Below are 16,167 nucleotides of genomic sequence, written 5' to 3'. Positions count from 1 at the left end.
TTATTCATCGCACAGACGTAGGCCGGATAAAGGCGTTTACACCGCCATCCGGCCTACAAAATCCATCGTCCGGTTACGCTTTCTGTAGCTTAAATACGGCCATGGCTTCGATTAGCGCTGAAGACTGTTCTTCCAGCGAGCGGGTGGCTGCTGAAGACTGCTGTACCAGCGCCGCATTTTGCTGCGCCGTTTCATCCATCTGAATCACCGCGATATTCACCTGCTCTATGCCGCGACTCTGTTCCTGGGACGCACTGGCAATTTCACGCATCAGTTTGGTCATGCGCATCACTTCATTGGCAATCTCATCCATGGTTTCGCCCGCCTGCTGCGCCAGCTCACTACCTTCCCCTACGTGGGTGTGTGAATCACTGATTAACGTGCGGATCTCTTTGGCCGCCTCGGCGCTGCGGCTGGCCAGATTACGCACTTCACCGGCGACAACCGCAAAGCCCCGCCCCTGCTCACCAGCTCGCGCCGCTTCAACGGAAGCATTGAGCGCCAGGATATTGGTCTGGAAAGCAATACCGTCGATTACGCTGAGTATGTCGGCGATTCGGCTGGAACTGCCGGAAATATCGCGCATTTTCTCGATCACATAGCACACCATTTCGCTGCCGCGATCGGCGGTATCCGACACCGATTTTGCCAGCTGGTGCGCCTGTTCCGCGTTCTGCGCATTCTGTTTCACCGTCGCCGTGAGTTCTTCCATGCTGGCGGCGGTCTGCTCCAGCGAAGTGGCTGTCGATTCAGTGCGTTGCGCCAGATGCTGGTTCCCGGCCGTCAGTTCACGACTGCCAATATCAATTTGCGAACTGGCATCGCGTACGCGCTGTACCGAGTCGCCCAGCGCATGGCGCATTTCATCCATTGCCGTGTTCAGGCGGTTAAATTCAGCGCTGGCCGACAACGCGGTAACCGGTGATAAATCCCCCGTTGCCAGACGTTCCAGTTGCTCAACCATGTTATCCAACGGTTTGAGAAACTTATTTCGCAGCATAAACCAAATGACCGCCAGCAATGCGATAGCAGCCAACATCGCAGAGCTCATAATACCGTGATAAATCAACGATGTAATGACACGGGTAGAAGCATATAGCCCCATACCACCGGTCAGTAACAGAAGGAACGTCAGCAAAGACAATAACACCAACAAACTTGATCGAATTGAAAGGGATTTTGGCATCGTTATATTTCCGGTTGTAGGGTTAAAACAGACCTGTACAGAACCTATCGACTACAACCGGAAAAAGTTTAGGTATTTAAATGTTTTGTGCAAAATCAGGATGTTACTTTGGTGTTGCCGCCGTACCCACTCGGGTCACCGGCGAGCTTTGACGATTTTCCCAAAGCACCGTCAGACCGCGTTGTAACGCTATAAATATAAACAATAAAATGCCAATCGCGATCTTCGTCCACCAGGAACTTAATGTGCCGTCAAAATTAATGTAGGTCTGGATCAGCCCCTGAATGGCGACGCCAAACAACGTCCCTAACACTGTACCGACCCCACCGCTGAGCAGCGTTCCGCCAATCACCACTGAGGCTATCGCATCCAGTTCGACGCCAACGCCCGCCAGCGCATAGCCCGCCTGGGTGTAAATGGAAAAGACAATGCCGGCAAGCGTCGCAAGCCCGGTAGACAGCATATAAATGCGGATGGTGGTGCTGCGAGTTGAGATGCCCATCAGGTTGGCAGAGGTGGCGTTGCCGCCAATCGCGTAAACCTGATTACCAAAGCGCGTACGGTGCGCCAGGAATATGCCGATGACGACAACCGCCAGCATCAGCAATCCCATCGCGCTCAGGCGACCACCGCCGGGAATTTTCCATGCCAGGCTTGAGAGCGTGTCATAAACCGGATGATTAATTGGGATAGATTCTTCAGAGACCAGATAGCTGACGCCGCGCAGGAAGAACATTCCCGCCAGGGTGATAATAAATGCCGGGATCTTCAGCGCATCAATCAGTAACCCCATAAACGCACCAAACGCGCAGCCCATCAGCAAAACCAATGGGAACGCCAGCAGCGGGGAAATGCCCCAAAAACCAATGGCCTTTGCCAGAAATACGCCGGTAAAGGCGATCACCGAGCCAACGGAAAGGTCGATCCCGCCAGAGAGGATCACGAAGGTCATGCCTACGGCAATGATGCCCAGAAAGGCGTTATCGGTCAGGATATTGCAAATGACCCGGGTGGAAGCAAAAGCGGGAAACTGCGTCAGGCAGTAGAGATAACCCAGCACAAACACGCCGAGGGTGATCATCAGCGGTAAATTACGTTTTATCATGACCACGCACTCCTTTTATCAGGCTGATAAAGCGTTGCGACTGCACGACCAGCACACACAACACCACCACGGCTTTGACCACCTGATTCAGTTCCGGCTGGAAGCCCGACAGCAAAATCCCGGTGTTCATGCCCTGAATAATCAACGCGCCTACCACCGACAGCAGCAGGTTAAAGCGCCCGCCCATCAGCGAGCCGCCGCCGATAACCACCGCCAGGATGGCATCCAGCTCCAGCCATAATCCGGCGTTATTGGCATCTGCCCCCCGGATATCCGCCGTGACGATAATGCCAGCGATAGCCGCACACAGGCCGCTCAGCACATAGGTGAGCATCACGATAATGCGGGTGTTCACCCCGGCGTTTTTTGCCGCACGAATGTTGATACCCACCGCTTCGATAAACATACCCAGCGCCGTTTTCCGCGTCAGCAGCCAGAACACCACCAGCGTGAGCAGTGCAATAATTACCGGCGTGGGGAATAGTAAAAGCGAGCCGCTGCCAAACCATGACAGTTCGGGCGAGTTAAAGGTGACGATCTGCCCGGAAGTGATAAGCTGCGCCACCCCGCGCCCGGCCACCATCAGGATTAGCGTGGCGACGAACGGTTGAATCTTGAGGATGGCCACCAGAATCCCGTTCCACAGCCCAGCCAGAATGCCGGAGCCTAAGGCGGCAAGCAGAACCACCGGCAGACTGTGCCCGGCCACCGTCATCGCCGCAGTAGTGGCGCCAGCAATAGCCATGACGGCCCCCACGGAAAGGTCGATGCCACCGGTAGCAATCACCAGCGTCATACCAATCGCCAACAGCGCCACGGGAGCGGCGCGGTTGAGAATATCAATCGGGCTACCGAACAGCCGACCATCCTGCAAAATCACCTGGTAGAAATGCGGGGCGACCAGGCTATCCACCAGCAGCACCAGCAGTAACGCCACCAGCTGTGGCATCCCCTTTGGCCAACGGAACCGCCGTTTAGGCGGATTGGATTGAGGGAGAGATTGAGGCATCACCATAGTCTCCTTAGGCCGCAATGGCGTTCATGATCGCCGGTACGGACAGTTCAGCCAGTGGGATCTCGGCCACCTGCTTGCGATCGCGCATAATAATGACCCGATCGGCATAGCCCACTAACTCTTCCAGTTCGGATGAAATGACCAGCAGCGCCAGACCATCCGCGCACAGCGTTTCGATCAGGCGGATGATCTCCGCATGCGCGCCGACGTCGATCCCACGCGTGGGTTCATCAAGGATCAGGAACTGCGGTTTGGTCAGTAACCAGCGCGAGAGCAATACTTTTTGCTGATTACCGCCGGAGAGAAATTCGATCGGCTGCTCAGCGTTGGGGGTACGAATACCAAGCTGGCGGATAAACCGCTCGGCAATCTCGTTTTGTTCTTTCCGTGGGATAGGCCGCAGCCAGCCGCGCTGTGCCTGCAATGCCAGAATGATGTTTTCCCGCACCGAAGCGGCGGCGATAATGCCATCCGTTTTGCGATCCTCCGGACAGAAACCGATCCCCAGACACGAAGCCTGATGCGGCGATCGCAAGGTCTGCGGTTTGCCTTTGATCAGCGCACTTCCGCTGTCGGCGGGTTTAATACCAAAGATCACCTCCGCCGTTTCCGTTCGCCCGGATCCCAGCAGTCCGGCGAGACCGACGATCTCACCGGGACGCACCTGTAGATCAAACGGCGCGATGGTGCCTTTTTTGCCAAAATCACTGAATGCCGCCACCGGTTTATCACTCAGCAAGGTGCGGCCCGCACGCTGTAGTGCATGGGTATCCAGTTCGCGGCCCAGCATCATTTTGACCAGTTCGATCTGAGGCAGCTCGCGGGTTTCACGGCAGCCAACGAAGCCGCCGTTACGCAGGACGGTAATGCGATCGCTGACCTGATAAACCTGATCGAGAAAGTGGGTGACGAAGATCAGACTGACGCCGCGATCGCGCAGATGTCGCATCAGACCAAACAGCATTTCAACTTCCTGGGTATCAAGGCTGGCAGTCGGCTCATCGAGGATCAGCACTTTCGCGGAGAGATCGATCGCCCGACAGATGGCGACGATTTGTTGCATCGCCACGGAAAAGCGGTTCAGCGGCTCGCGCACGTCGAGGGAAAAACCGTATGACGCCATCAGCTCCGTCGCGCGTTTTTCCATCTGTTTGCGCTGGAGCAGGCCAAAGCGCCGCGGTTCACGACCAATAAATAAGTTATCGGCAACCGACATATTGGGCAGCAGGTTCACTTCCTGGTACACGGTGCCAATCCCCAGTTGCTGGGCATGGGCGGTGTTTTTGGGGGAAATCGGTTGGCCTTCGAGCCAGATAGTGCCACGATCGGCATGGTAAACGCCGGTCAGCGCTTTGATGAGCGTCGATTTGCCGGCTCCGTTTTCTCCCAGCAGCGCCATAATTTCACCGCGACGCAAACTGAAATCCACGTTATCCAACGCTTTGACGCCGGGAAAGAATTTGCTTAATCCTTCGGTGCGGAGGATTTCCTGATGTTGGTCGGTGGTCATGGCATTCCTCCGGTACGAGGTCACGGCGTTTCGTAGGCCTGATAAGCGCAGCGCCATCAGGCAACAAATGCCGGATGGCGGCGTAACGCCTTATCCGGCCTACGGAAGACCGACAGAAAAACTAGTAGCCCATGTTTTTCTTCTTCTCTAACTCTTCTTTCGCCGTATCCGGCAGATAGAGGATCGACTTGGTAATGGTCAGCTTCTCAGGCATCGTGCCGTCTTTTTTGAATTTCTCCAGCGCGTCGAATGCCGGGCCGGCCATATTCGGCGTCAGTTCGACGCTAGCGTTGGCTTCGCCGTCAATCATCGCTTTGTAGATATCCGGTACGCCATCGATAGAACCGGTGAGAATATCTTTGCCAGGTTTCAGGCCCGCTTCTTTGATCGCCTGAATCGCACCGATCACCATGTCATCGTTGTGGGCGTAAACCATACAGATGTTCTTGCCGTTGTTTTCCGCTTTGATAAAGCTCTCCATCACTTCTTTCCCTTTACTGCGGGTGAAGTCACCGGACTGAGAGCGAATAATTTTGATGTTTGGCGCACTGGCAATGGCTTCAGCAAAGCCTTTCTTACGATCGATCGCCACGCTGGCCCCAACGGTCCCTTGCAGCTCAACGACGTTACACGGCTTGCCGTCCACTTGTTTAATCAGCCAGTCGCCGATCAATTTACCTTCCAACACGTTGTCGGCGGTGACGGTGGTCATATAGAGAGATTTGTCTTTTACATCGATGGAACGATCGAGCAAAAAGACCGGAATGTCGGCATCTTTAGCTTCTTTTAAAACCGGCTCCCAACCCGTTGCCACGACTGGCGCAATAAAGATGGCGTCGACGCCCTGCGCAACAAATGAGCGGACTGCTTTAATCTGGTTTTCCTGCTTTTGCTGGCCATCAGCGATTTTCAGCGTAATTCCCCGCTTTTCGGCCTCGCTTTTCGCGACGTTGGTTTCTGCGGCGCGCCAGCCGGATTCAGAGCCAACCTGCGAAAATCCTACGGTTAAAGGGGCTGCCATTGCCATAGACGACATGGCTGCCGAAACTGCTGTGACTAAAAGTAAGCGCTTCCACATAAGTGCGTCCTCGTAGGGTGATTATTGTTGGTTAATTAACCGTTGCGAAAAAACTATAGACAATTGAGCATGTAACGGATTGCGTTACATCACACTTCAAAAAAGTAAATAAAACGTTAATCACAACTTTGTAATCGCTTTCATCTCACTATGAAAAATGCGGCTAAAGATATGGATTTTTCTGTCACTAGAGAGAGGTAAAAAGAAGAAAATGCACGCAGAGAAAGCGAAAACAAGCGGAGACATTCCGCGCGAGTTGGCTATAATACCCGCCACTTGTTTGCCATAGCTTATTTAAAGGAAACAGACATGAGCTTACTCAACGTCCCTGCCGGTAAAGACCTGCCGGAAGATATCTACGTTGTTATCGAGATCCCTGCGAACGCAGATCCGATCAAATACGAAGTTGACAAAGAGAGCGGCGCCCTGTTCGTTGACCGCTTCATGTCCACCGCGATGTTCTATCCGTGCAACTACGGTTACATCAACCACACCCTGTCTCTGGATGGTGACCCGGTAGACGTTCTGGTCCCGACTCCGTACCCGCTGGAGCCAGGTTCAGTGATCCGCTGCCGTCCGGTTGGCGTACTGAAAATGACCGACGAATCCGGTGAAGATGCGAAACTGGTTGCTGTACCGCACACCAAGCTGAGCAAAGAATACGATCACATCAAAGATGTGACCGATCTGCCGGAACTGCTGAAAGCGCAGATCACCCACTTCTTCGAACACTACAAAGATCTCGAAGCGGGCAAATGGGTGAAAGTTGACGGTTGGGACAACGCTGAAGCTGCTAAAGCTGAAATCGTTGCTTCCTTCGAGCGCGCGAAGAAGTAAGTTCGCGTTAGCTTAAAGCCCTGAACGCCAGCCCCTGGTTAGTAAGGGTTTTTTAATTTCTACTTTCTTTTCCCCCTCCCCTTCGCTGTTTTCTTTTGACCTACCAGATTGGGTAGTCACATTTCATTTATGTTAATTGCGAATGAGATTAGATCTCATTATCATTCTCGGCATGTAAATAAATGTGAATAAAAGTCAATGAACCTCCACAATGTGAAGTCCCTGAAACGCTATTCCTGCGTGGCTCTCGCCATAGCACTGTTATTTACCAGCCTGTCCAGCGTGGCACAGACGCTACCTGAGAAAGATTTTCTGACCCGCGACGTTGGCAACGGCGTGTATGAACTGGCGGTTGATAGCCAGCAGAATGCGCTTTTTGCTGCCTCGTCGCCGTCGTTTGATAAAGATAAAACCAGCGGGCTTATCTATAAACTCGATCTGGAGAAACTCACCACGACTGAAGTTATCGAAACCAGCCGTCGTGCCTTTGCCACTGCCCTGGATGAAGAAAATCAGGTGCTGTACGTGGGTAACACGCTGGAGGGTTCCGTCACGCTCATTGATACCCGCAGCGGTAAAGAGCTGGCGATACTGCAACTGAGCGAAGCCAAAAACCCGAAAGAAATTGTCCATACCCGCGAAATGGTGCTCGATAAACAGCATCACCGCCTGTACGTTTCCGGCGTGGCTGAAAAAGGCATTGTCTGGGTGGTGGATACGCAAAAGCGCGAGAAAATCGCTACCCTTGAAAACATGGGCCAGTATCCGACCGGCATGGCCGTCGATGCAAATAAGAACCGCCTGTATGTCGTAAATGGCCGCAACGAACTTATTACACTGGATACCACCAACCATCAAATTATTAGCCGCTTTAGCATTGAGCCAGGCAAAAAACATTTTTTCCTGAATATTGCTTTGGATGCAAAAAATAATCGCGCATTCCTGACCGATCCTGATTTAGCGGATGTACTGGTTGTTGATATTAATACCGGTAAGGTTATTGCCCCCATTAAGGTTATCAACTCGCTGGCGGTGATATATAACGAAAAACGCCAGGAAGTGTATATCACCCACCGAAATGCAAAACGCATCAGCATTGTGGACAGCAAGACTTATCAGGTAAAACAAAGCATTGAAACCAATGCGTTACCTAACAGCCTGGCGCTCTCGTCTGATGCCAACACCCTGTATGTCAGCGTCAAACAGCCGGAAAAAATGGCAGGTGTGAAGCCCGACTACGTGCTGAAAATCGACCTCTCCAAATATTAATAATTAAAAACGCTTCTGACACCTTGCAGCTTTTCTGGGCTGCAAGGTGATGCTTTTATTTTTTACTTTTCAGGTGTCTATATTATGAAAACGCGTCAACTTATTACGCTGACAGGGATCGTTGCATTCTCAGGCGGTGTTATTTTCCCCACTCAGGCAGAAGAACTCACCGAAACCTCACGCAATAGCGAAGATGAAATGGTGATCACCGCATCCGGGTTCTCGCAGCAAAAGCGCGAAGCGCCAGCCACCATTTCCGTTATCGATCGTAAAACGCTGGATATTCAGCCGGACCGTAGCATTGGTGAAGCGATTAAAAACCTTCCTGGCGTCTCGGTCACTAACAGCAGCGGCATGAACGCTGGCAGCATTATGATCCGCGGCATGGACCCGTCCTATACCGCGTTTATGGTCAACAGCGTCAAACAAAATACCGGTGAATCTCGCCCTTACGGGCATGACATCGGTACTGAAGCCAACTTCTTACCGCCGATGGAGGCCATTGAGCGTATCGAAGTTATCCGCGGGCCCATGTCCTCGCTGTACGGCTCAGATGCCATCGGCGGTGTGGTCAACGTGATTACCAAAAAACCGTACGGCGCAAAAGAGTGGACGACGGCAATTGCCGCCAATACCTGGCTTCAGGAGCACCAGTATTTGGGTAATACCAGCCAGATGAACTTGTTTACCATGGGACCGATTGTGCCCGATGTTCTCGGCCTTAGCGTAGCGGCCGACTGGCTCGACCGTCGCGATGACGATCGCAATAACTATTTCGGCAAACACAACCGTAAATCCGTTGATATGACGCTGGGCCTGGCCGCTAGCGAAAATAACCTGTTCGACCTCAATGTGGTCACCGGTGAGCAGGAGAAAAACCGTACCCAGAAGCGCGGCGCGCCGTGGTCATGGCTGTTCGATCGTAACGCCGCCACCCTAACGCATACCGGCTGGTATGCCGACGACACCATCGCAACGACCAACTACATAAACTATGAAAAAGGCCGTTCGAAGTACGTTTATGACAGCCAGTCGCCGCAGTATGTGCAGATGGAGAACTACGTCGCCAATTCGCAAACCACCTTCACGCTCGACAACCATAAACTGACCGTTGGGGCGAATTTCACCCGCGAAGAGCTGAATGACCGCTTCGATGTGGCCAACAAAACGCTGCCCGGATCTGAGCCAGTGACAAAAATCAGCCGTAACGGTTGGGCATTGTTTGCTGAAGACGGCTGGAGCATTGACGACTTCATCCTGACCACATCAGCGCGTATGGACCAGGATGATAACTTTGGCACACATATTACGCCGAAAATGTACGGTAACTGGGCCTTCAGCAATGACTGGGCGCTGAAGGGCGGCGTTTCCGCAGGTTATAAAAAACCTGAGCTGCGTGCGACATCCAGCGACTTTGTCACCCCATACGGCTCGACTGTACCTTATCCCTTCCTGACCGTCGGTAACGACGATCTGAAACCAGAACAAAGCGTTAACTCTGAGCTGGGCCTCTACTGGACGGGGAATGCGCTGTCACTGGATAGCACCGTCTTCTATACGCAGTTCAAAGACAAAATTGCTGAACAAACCATTTGCGAAACCACATCGACGAATCAGTGCTCCGTGAATGGCTACAAGGCGGACTCCGTCAGTAAATACTTCAACGTCAGCAAGGCGGACGTGTACGGTATAGAACTGAATGCCGACTGGCAGATTAGCGCCGATGTGAAAGCCAACGCTAACTACACCTGGAACCACAGCGAACAGAAAAGCGGCGTAAACAAAGGCTACGCGCTCAACGATTATCCGCGCCATATGGCGAACCTGTCGCTGAACTGGGCGGCAACGCAGAGTCTGGACGTATGGAGTACGGTGAATTACCGCAGCAGTAACCGCAACAGCGGCAATAACTATAAGTATGATGACTACACGATGGTCGACGTAGGCGTACGTTATAAGCTCAATAAGCACACGCAGCTGATGGCAGGAGTCTACAACGTGCTGGATGAGGATCCGAAACTGACGACTGCATGGAATGAATCCGCGCAGGTGGAAGGCCGCCGCTATAACCTCGGCGCGCGCGTGGAGTTTTAAGCCTTTAATAAACAACGCCACCCGAAGGCGGCGTTGTTTATTCTGGTAGGCGATATATCAGTACTGGTCTCTGTCTAACCAGTTACCGCTTTCAATCAGCGTTAAGCCATCAACCGGACGTTGGTACACGTACATCCATGCACTTCCGTACGGCGTTTGAATTAACTGGCGTGCGTATTCACCGCCGCGGGTACGCAGAGCGTCAAGCTCTGCCAGCGTGGCGTTATCAATACGATAAACTTCCCCGTGTACTGTTCCATTTCCCGGAACCGCGCCTGGATAGTGGCCCAGGCTGTACAACTGGTAGTTATCGATACTGAAATTTCCCAGCAACAGGGCATTGGTCATCCAGTGGCTGTTGCCTTGTTTGGTTCGTAAACTGCCGTAGACAAATATTCGCATTGCTAAAACTCGAACTGATAGAGCAAATCAAGTGCCTGATCTACGCCAGACACTGCTTCCAGATATAGCTTAGGCATCAGACGATAACGTAGCGTGAGTGTCGCTAAGGAGTCAAATATACCCACACCATATTTCACCTGCAGACCTGGCAGTACGTATCCGCTGACAACCACCTGAGATGAGTCGCCCACCCCTTGCGTGTCCAGTGCCAGATTGCTTACGCCAAATGTCTCCCCGATTTTACCCACAACCTGACCACTTTGTGCAACCCCCAGACCAATAAGCATTGAAGTCATCGCTGCGCTATCGCTTTGTTCGCTATCCAGCCCTTGTCCACGTAGCAGGTAGGAAAGCGCCATTTGCTGCGACATTGCCGGGTCGGAGAAGATCTCCGCCTTCGGTTCATCGGCGGTACCGGTGACGCGAACGCCAGCGATCACATCGTCTTCGGTGGCATCTGGGTTACGAATCGCTTCGATGTTGAGCAACGGCTGATCCGGCGGACCGGAGAACAACAGCTCGCCCTTACGCACAATCAGATCCTGACCATAGGCGTGGAAGCGACCGCTCGGGATATTAATTTGCCCGTTAAGCCCCAGACCTTGCTTATCTTGCACCACTTTCAGATCGCCCGTCAGACGCGCTTTCAGACCAAAGGCGTCAAGACGCACGTTGTTACCAACGTGGATGTTCAGGTTGCTGTTGATCGGAATACCGGCGGTCTGCGGTTTCTCGGGCTGCAGATTGTTGTTAAGCATGACCATATCGCTGGAAACCCCAACCGCGCTTTCCGGCAGGTCATGTACCACGATACGCGCCCACGGCACATCCACGTTGCCATCGAGAGTAAACAGGCTTGGTGTAGCTTCAAAGACCACGTCCGGCGATACATCCAGGCGGACCATCGGCGGTACGGTAATACGTACCCTGCTGCCTTTAGCCGCAACGCGCGCCCGCCAGTTGTCTATCTGACTCCAGTCGGCATCGCCGCTCAGGTTAATTTCGCCCTGCTGCGTACGCACCACGCCCGCCAGCGTTGAGCGTGTTCCGGCAAAGTTAACAGCTAACTGGCTTGGCTGCATGTCAAACGGCATAAAGTTACCGTCAATATCCAGACCACTCAGTTGCAGCTGTCCGAGTAACTGCGGGCTTTGCACATCGCCGCCCAGCCGCAGGTTGGCGTTGATCATCCCTGCCGCTTTTTCACCGCGCGAGAAGATGGGGTTCACCATCGCCAGATTGAAGTTGCGAATATTGACGTTACCGCCCAGATTACGACGCCCTTGCGGGTCCGTTACCTGCACCTGCCCGTCAAACTGCCCGTTGTTGGTCAGACGAATCAGCCAGCCCAACTCGGCACGGTTATTGTGCAGGTCGGCGGTCAGATTCAGCGTTTCAAACGCTACGGGGAGCGGGGCATCATTCACGCTTTGCGTGACCTTGACGTTACGTCCGCTCAGGGTGACCTGCCCCTGTGGCAGCCCCTCTTTGGTGGTGTCCCAGCTCACATCAGCTTTGCCGGTGAACACACCGCTGGCCTGGGTTGTCTCCGGCATAAACGGTTTTAGCATAGCCAGGTCGAAGCGGTTAAGGTTCACCACCGCGCGACCTTCTGCACCGGCATCAATGGTTTGTGGTACGCACAGCTCCGCATTCGGGTTGTTCCAGCAGTGCGGCCCGATACTAATTTTCTGTTCCTGATTACGATAATCCAGCGCGATAGCCCGGTTGAGCGACCACGGACCGACCGGCGTCTGGAAACGGGTATTGCTTAACTCTCCTTTCCAGCGCTGTTCTTTGCGATCAAAGCTCCCGGCAAGATCCAGTTGCCCGGAAACCGGCTCACCCTGAATGCGTAACTGCAGCTCATGCTGCTTTTCACTGCCTTTGGCGTTGAGCGTCACCAGACCAATATTCACGTCAGGTTGTACAATCCGCTCTACGCGAACGTTGAGATTACCGGCGATTTGCTCGGCCGATTTCACATCGCCTTCGACGCGCACCTGAGCAACGGAAAGTTCCTGCCAGCGCAGACCACGGGCGGTAATATCCGCCAGCAGCTGTGGTGCTTCAACCGTACCGCGAACTTTTACCAGCCCTTTCGCCGTACCGCCCAGCCCCGGCAGCGCGTTATCCAGGCTTGGGGCATCAATCGTCGCGTCGAGGTTAAGGTCTTTAACCCCCAGTTCGCCTTTTACGTCCGCACTGTTACGTCCCAGCTCCAGATGCAGGCCCGGGATCGTCCACTGCAGGTAGCTATTCCCCTTCAGCGAACCGTTCACATTGACCTTGTTCTGCTTCACGTTGCCGGTCAGCTTCAGCTCCGGAACCTCCATCTGCCAGCTTCCGCCGTACAGACTGCCGCGCGTTTTCACCAGGCCATTCAGTTTTGACGGCCAGTCCGGGATCGCTTTCACGGTATTGATACCATCCAGCGTTAGCTCCCCGCGCCAGCTGATCGCCTGCTGCCAGTCCACCAGCGCTTTCAGCTCAGTTTTCCCTTCCAGCGCCGCAACGCTGAGTTTATCGAGATTGATCTGTTGCTCGTTGCCTTTGGCGTCCAGCGTGATAATAGCCGGAGGAATATCCTGACCTTTCACGGCGGTACGCATCGACAGCGTATAGTCGGTCATCTTGCCGGTCAGTTTGAGCTTGATGTCATCGGCCTGGAACTGTTTCTCACCGGTAAACGGCCAGTAAACCTGCTTACTCACCACCTCAATGTTGAGCGGCAATCCGGCTTCCGCCAGACGCGTCTGCGCACGCAGGTCCATATCCACCGGACCAGACAGATTGACGCCGACTTCCAGCTGTTCGCGCAGCGCGCCGCCGACCTTCAGCTTCACCTTTTCGCCTTTTAACGGGTCGATGTTTAGCGTGCTGTTTAACGTAATATCAACCGGCCACGTGTCGGTCAGTTGCGCCGTGCCGCTGGCTTTTACCGTTCCCTGATTCGAGTCGATATCCAGCGCGTCGAGCTTCATGTTGCCGTCTATGCTGCTCACTTTCAGCAGCATGCTATGTACCGTTAAATCCGTATCCCCAGTCACGCGCAGCTGCTCGCCGCGAAACTCTTCAATATTGAGATTGAGCGGCAGATGGACATCGGTCATTTCCGGCAGTACCGGCTTTGAGAACAGATCTTTTAGCGTTTCGCCGAGCGGCTTTTCATCCGGCTGCGGGTTTTGAATCTTCGGTTCGACAACCTCTTCCTGTGCCACTTCCGCCACTTTAGGCAGAGCAATCAGCAGCCCCTGTAATGACGTTGGCTTCAACGTCAGCGTTTTTTCCTGCCAGTTCAGGCCGGAAGTAAAATCCAGCACTGAAACCGTGGTGTCATCGATTTTGATATTGATGTTGTTCAGCGCCACGCGCGAAAGCGTGATGGGGTAAGGCGTGGAAAGATTAAGCGGACCGCTCTCTTCTTCCTCTACCGGCGCGGATGGCGGCATCTTTTTGCTGTCGATCGCCACGTTGATGTTTTTCAGCGCCAGATCGTTGACGCACAGGCTGCTGTCCCACAGACAGTTAAGCCCCACGGCCAAATGCACTTCACCAGCATTCACCGCCACGCCAGGCTGGTCGTAGCGAATATTTTTCAGTGATAGATCCCGCCAGCCGCCGGTGACCTGACCAATTTCCAGACCCGGAACCCACCGATTAGCTGCTTTGAAGATCAGATGCAGGCCCGAGGTGGTACCGACGAGGAACGCCACCGTGCCTAACAACAGCAGGATAAAAATCAGCACGCCGAGGCTTATCTTCTTCCATAAACTCATAATTCAGGCCCCAGACCGATGTAAAACTGTAAACCATGTTCATCTTTGTCGCCGACCGGGACGGCAAAGTCGAGCTTGATAGGTCCCACTGGTGATTGCCAGCGTACGCCGACCCCGGCACCGGTTTTGAAATCGCTTCGGCGAATATCGCTGACCGCTTCACCGCTATCGACAAACATCGCGCCCCACCATTTACCGGTCACGTTGTACTGGTATTCCAGCGAGCCAGTTGCCAGCTTAGAGGCCCCTTTCAGCTTGCCGTCGCTGCCTTCCGGCGAAATAGATTTGTATTTGTAGCCGCGAATACTGCGATCGCCCCCGGCAAAGAAACGCAGGTCCGGCGGTACTTTGTCGAAGTCTCCGGTTTCAATCCAGCCGAGGTTGCCGCGCATCACAAAGCGATGCCTGTCGTACAGCGTGCGGATCCAGACGTTTTGCGCCTGGAAGACGGAGAAATCAACGTCTGAACCCCAGGCCGTGTTGGAGTAATCAATGGAATAACGCTGAGAGTCGCCCCAGACAGGCATCAGGCCGCCGCGTGAGCGCGTCCGGCTGATCATCACGCCCGGATAGAGCAGCATAGTGGTGTTGGTGACGTTACCCTGGGTAAAGTGGTCGAGGCTCCAGCGCAGGTTAATCGCGCGCTGCCAGCCGCTGGAGAGGTCCCAGTAGCGGGAAACCGCAAGCGTTGTGGAATCCTGCTCGGTGTCGTTTAAATCGGTACGCTTAAAGCCGCCCTGTACCAGGTAATACTGTTCCAGCGGGTTCTTTAACAGCGGCATTTTATAGCTGAAATCAAGCACCTGCTCTGGCGCCGAGATACTGGCGCTGGTCGTCAGGCTATGGCCGTAGGAGTTCATCCACGGCTTTTTCCACGAGGTCTTCACCCGTGGCCCGACGTCAGTTGAATAACCGACCCCGGTTTCGATGGTGTTTTCGGTTCGCGGTGAGACCACGCCTTTCAGGGGTAGCACCTTGGTTTTGCGGGCTTTATCAAACTCCGGTGCGACGACCACGGAATTAAACCATCCGGTCGCCGACAGACGACGGTTCAGTTCGCCCAGATCTTTCGACTCGTACTCTTCACCTTCTTTAAAGGGCACCAGATTTTGCAGATACTCATCGCGAATTTGCGAGCCTTCAAAGGTGACATGCCCAAAGCGATAGCGTTCGCCGCTGTTGTAATCGATATCCCAGAACGCCTGGCGACGCTCAAGCGCTATTCCAAGCTGGCTTTTATTAAATTCACTGTCGAAATAACCTTTACGCAGCGCCACGCTGGTGAGTGACTTTTTGAAGTTGTCATAGTCCCCCTGATTCAGCACGGTGCCGATTGCCGGGCGCGTTTTCAGCAGATCCAGATAATCTTTATCCGTACGCGCGCCACCGCGCAAAATCACCTCAGTGCCACCAATCAGCACCGGCTCGCCGGGGGTCACTTTGGCAATCAGCACCTGGCGGCCTTTCGCCGGCGGTGGACGCAGTTCAAAATCAATGGTCGGCTCAAAGTAGCCCAGCGCTTTTAGCCCTTCGCGGATGGCATCATCAACGCGCGCACGAAAGCGTCGGTCTGGAGTGACTTCATCACTTTGAATCGTGGACAGCTGCGCACGGACGTTTTTCTCCAGCGGTCCTGATAATCCTTCGACCTGTAAGCGAACATTCGCGGCGGCGGCGGAGCCACTTAAGCACAGTAATCCCACCCAACATAACTGACGGATATGTGGCACATTTTCTCCTGAATATCCTTTTTTCCCACCCCTGGAAAAAAATACTATGCCGTTCCTCGGCTTAACAAAAAATCAACAATAAGAGTTGAAAAACAGACGACAACCCAAATATTTCTTATGTTTAACTCTAGACGTATTCACGCCGTTTATTGTGGGCAAAGA

11 protein-coding genes are annotated in these 16,167 nt (G+C 53.6%); 3 read left to right on the top strand and 8 right to left on the bottom strand.

What is annotated here, in order from left to right:
• Nucleotides 1–73: 73 nt before the first annotated feature.
• The 5 genes from OGY18_RS21740 to ytfQ form a co-directional block, all read right to left on the bottom strand.
• Nucleotides 74–1,186 carry a methyl-accepting chemotaxis protein gene (locus OGY18_RS21740; RefSeq protein WP_126319429.1) on the bottom strand — a complete coding sequence of 371 codons (1,113 nt, stop codon included), beginning with the start codon at nucleotides 1,184–1,186 and terminating at the stop codon, nucleotides 74–76.
• 103 nt (nucleotides 1,187–1,289) lie between these two features.
• Nucleotides 1,290–2,291 (bottom strand): galactofuranose ABC transporter, permease protein YjfF, encoded by a 1,002-nt coding sequence (yjfF, locus tag OGY18_RS21735; RefSeq protein ID WP_063941641.1) that lies wholly within the window; start codon nucleotides 2,289–2,291, stop codon nucleotides 1,290–1,292.
• Nucleotides 2,278–3,300, bottom strand: coding sequence for a galactofuranose ABC transporter, ATP-binding protein YtfT (gene ytfT / locus OGY18_RS21730; RefSeq protein WP_008323019.1), 1,023 nt, complete (start codon nucleotides 3,298–3,300; stop codon nucleotides 2,278–2,280). The genes yjfF and ytfT overlap by 14 nt, the downstream gene beginning before the upstream one ends.
• A 13-nt stretch (nucleotides 3,301–3,313) precedes the next feature.
• Entirely contained in the window at nucleotides 3,314–4,816 is a 1,503-nt protein-coding gene (ytfR, locus tag OGY18_RS21725) for a galactofuranose ABC transporter, ATP-binding protein YtfR (RefSeq protein ID WP_016149467.1), read from the bottom strand.
• A gap of 121 nt (nucleotides 4,817–4,937) precedes the next feature.
• On the bottom strand, nucleotides 4,938–5,894 hold the full coding sequence (gene ytfQ / locus OGY18_RS21720; RefSeq protein WP_003025728.1) for a galactofuranose ABC transporter substrate-binding protein YtfQ: 957 nt from the start codon (nucleotides 5,892–5,894) through the stop codon (nucleotides 4,938–4,940).
• A gap of 309 nt (nucleotides 5,895–6,203) precedes the next feature.
• Between ytfQ and ppa the strand changes: the two genes are divergently transcribed.
• The 3 genes from ppa to OGY18_RS21705 all read left to right on the top strand — a co-directional run bounded on the left by ppa (nucleotide 6,204) and on the right by OGY18_RS21705 (nucleotide 10,094).
• Nucleotides 6,204–6,731, top strand: a complete 528-nt coding sequence (ppa, locus tag OGY18_RS21715) for an inorganic diphosphatase (protein WP_003025726.1) — start codon at nucleotides 6,204–6,206, stop codon at nucleotides 6,729–6,731.
• Between the two features lie 198 nt (nucleotides 6,732–6,929).
• Nucleotides 6,930–8,000, top strand: coding sequence for a 7-bladed beta-propeller protein YncE (gene yncE / locus OGY18_RS21710; protein ID WP_003830402.1), 1,071 nt, complete (start codon nucleotides 6,930–6,932; stop codon nucleotides 7,998–8,000).
• Between the two features lie 84 nt (nucleotides 8,001–8,084).
• The gene (locus OGY18_RS21705; protein ID WP_148362535.1) at nucleotides 8,085–10,094 is read left to right on the top strand and encodes a TonB-dependent receptor domain-containing protein; all 2,010 of its coding nucleotides are present in this window, start codon (nucleotides 8,085–8,087) and stop codon (nucleotides 10,092–10,094) included.
• Nucleotides 10,095–10,151: 57 nt separating this feature from the next.
• On the opposite strand, the gene OGY18_RS21700 is transcribed toward OGY18_RS21705, so the two are convergent.
• Genes OGY18_RS21700 through tamA form a run of 3 tightly spaced genes read right to left on the bottom strand, consistent with a single transcriptional unit; the run spans nucleotide 10,152 to nucleotide 16,005 of the window.
• Nucleotides 10,152–10,496, bottom strand: coding sequence for a gamma-glutamylcyclotransferase family protein (locus tag OGY18_RS21700; protein WP_003025723.1), 345 nt, complete (start codon nucleotides 10,494–10,496; stop codon nucleotides 10,152–10,154).
• 2 nt (nucleotides 10,497–10,498) lie between these two features.
• On the bottom strand, nucleotides 10,499–14,275 hold the full coding sequence (gene tamB, locus OGY18_RS21695; RefSeq protein ID WP_148362536.1) for an autotransporter assembly complex protein TamB: 3,777 nt from the start codon (nucleotides 14,273–14,275) through the stop codon (nucleotides 10,499–10,501).
• Entirely contained in the window at nucleotides 14,272–16,005 is a 1,734-nt protein-coding gene (gene tamA, locus OGY18_RS21690; RefSeq protein ID WP_003025718.1) for an autotransporter assembly complex protein TamA, read from the bottom strand. Before tamA ends, tamB begins: the two co-directional genes overlap by 4 nt.
• Nucleotides 16,006–16,167 lie beyond the last annotated feature (162 nt).

It is taken from the genome of Citrobacter sp. Cpo142, assembly GCF_030332425.1.
In the GTDB taxonomy this organism is placed as follows: domain Bacteria; phylum Pseudomonadota; class Gammaproteobacteria; order Enterobacterales; family Enterobacteriaceae; genus Citrobacter; species Citrobacter portucalensis.
This window is presented reverse-complemented; position numbering and strand designations above follow the sequence as displayed.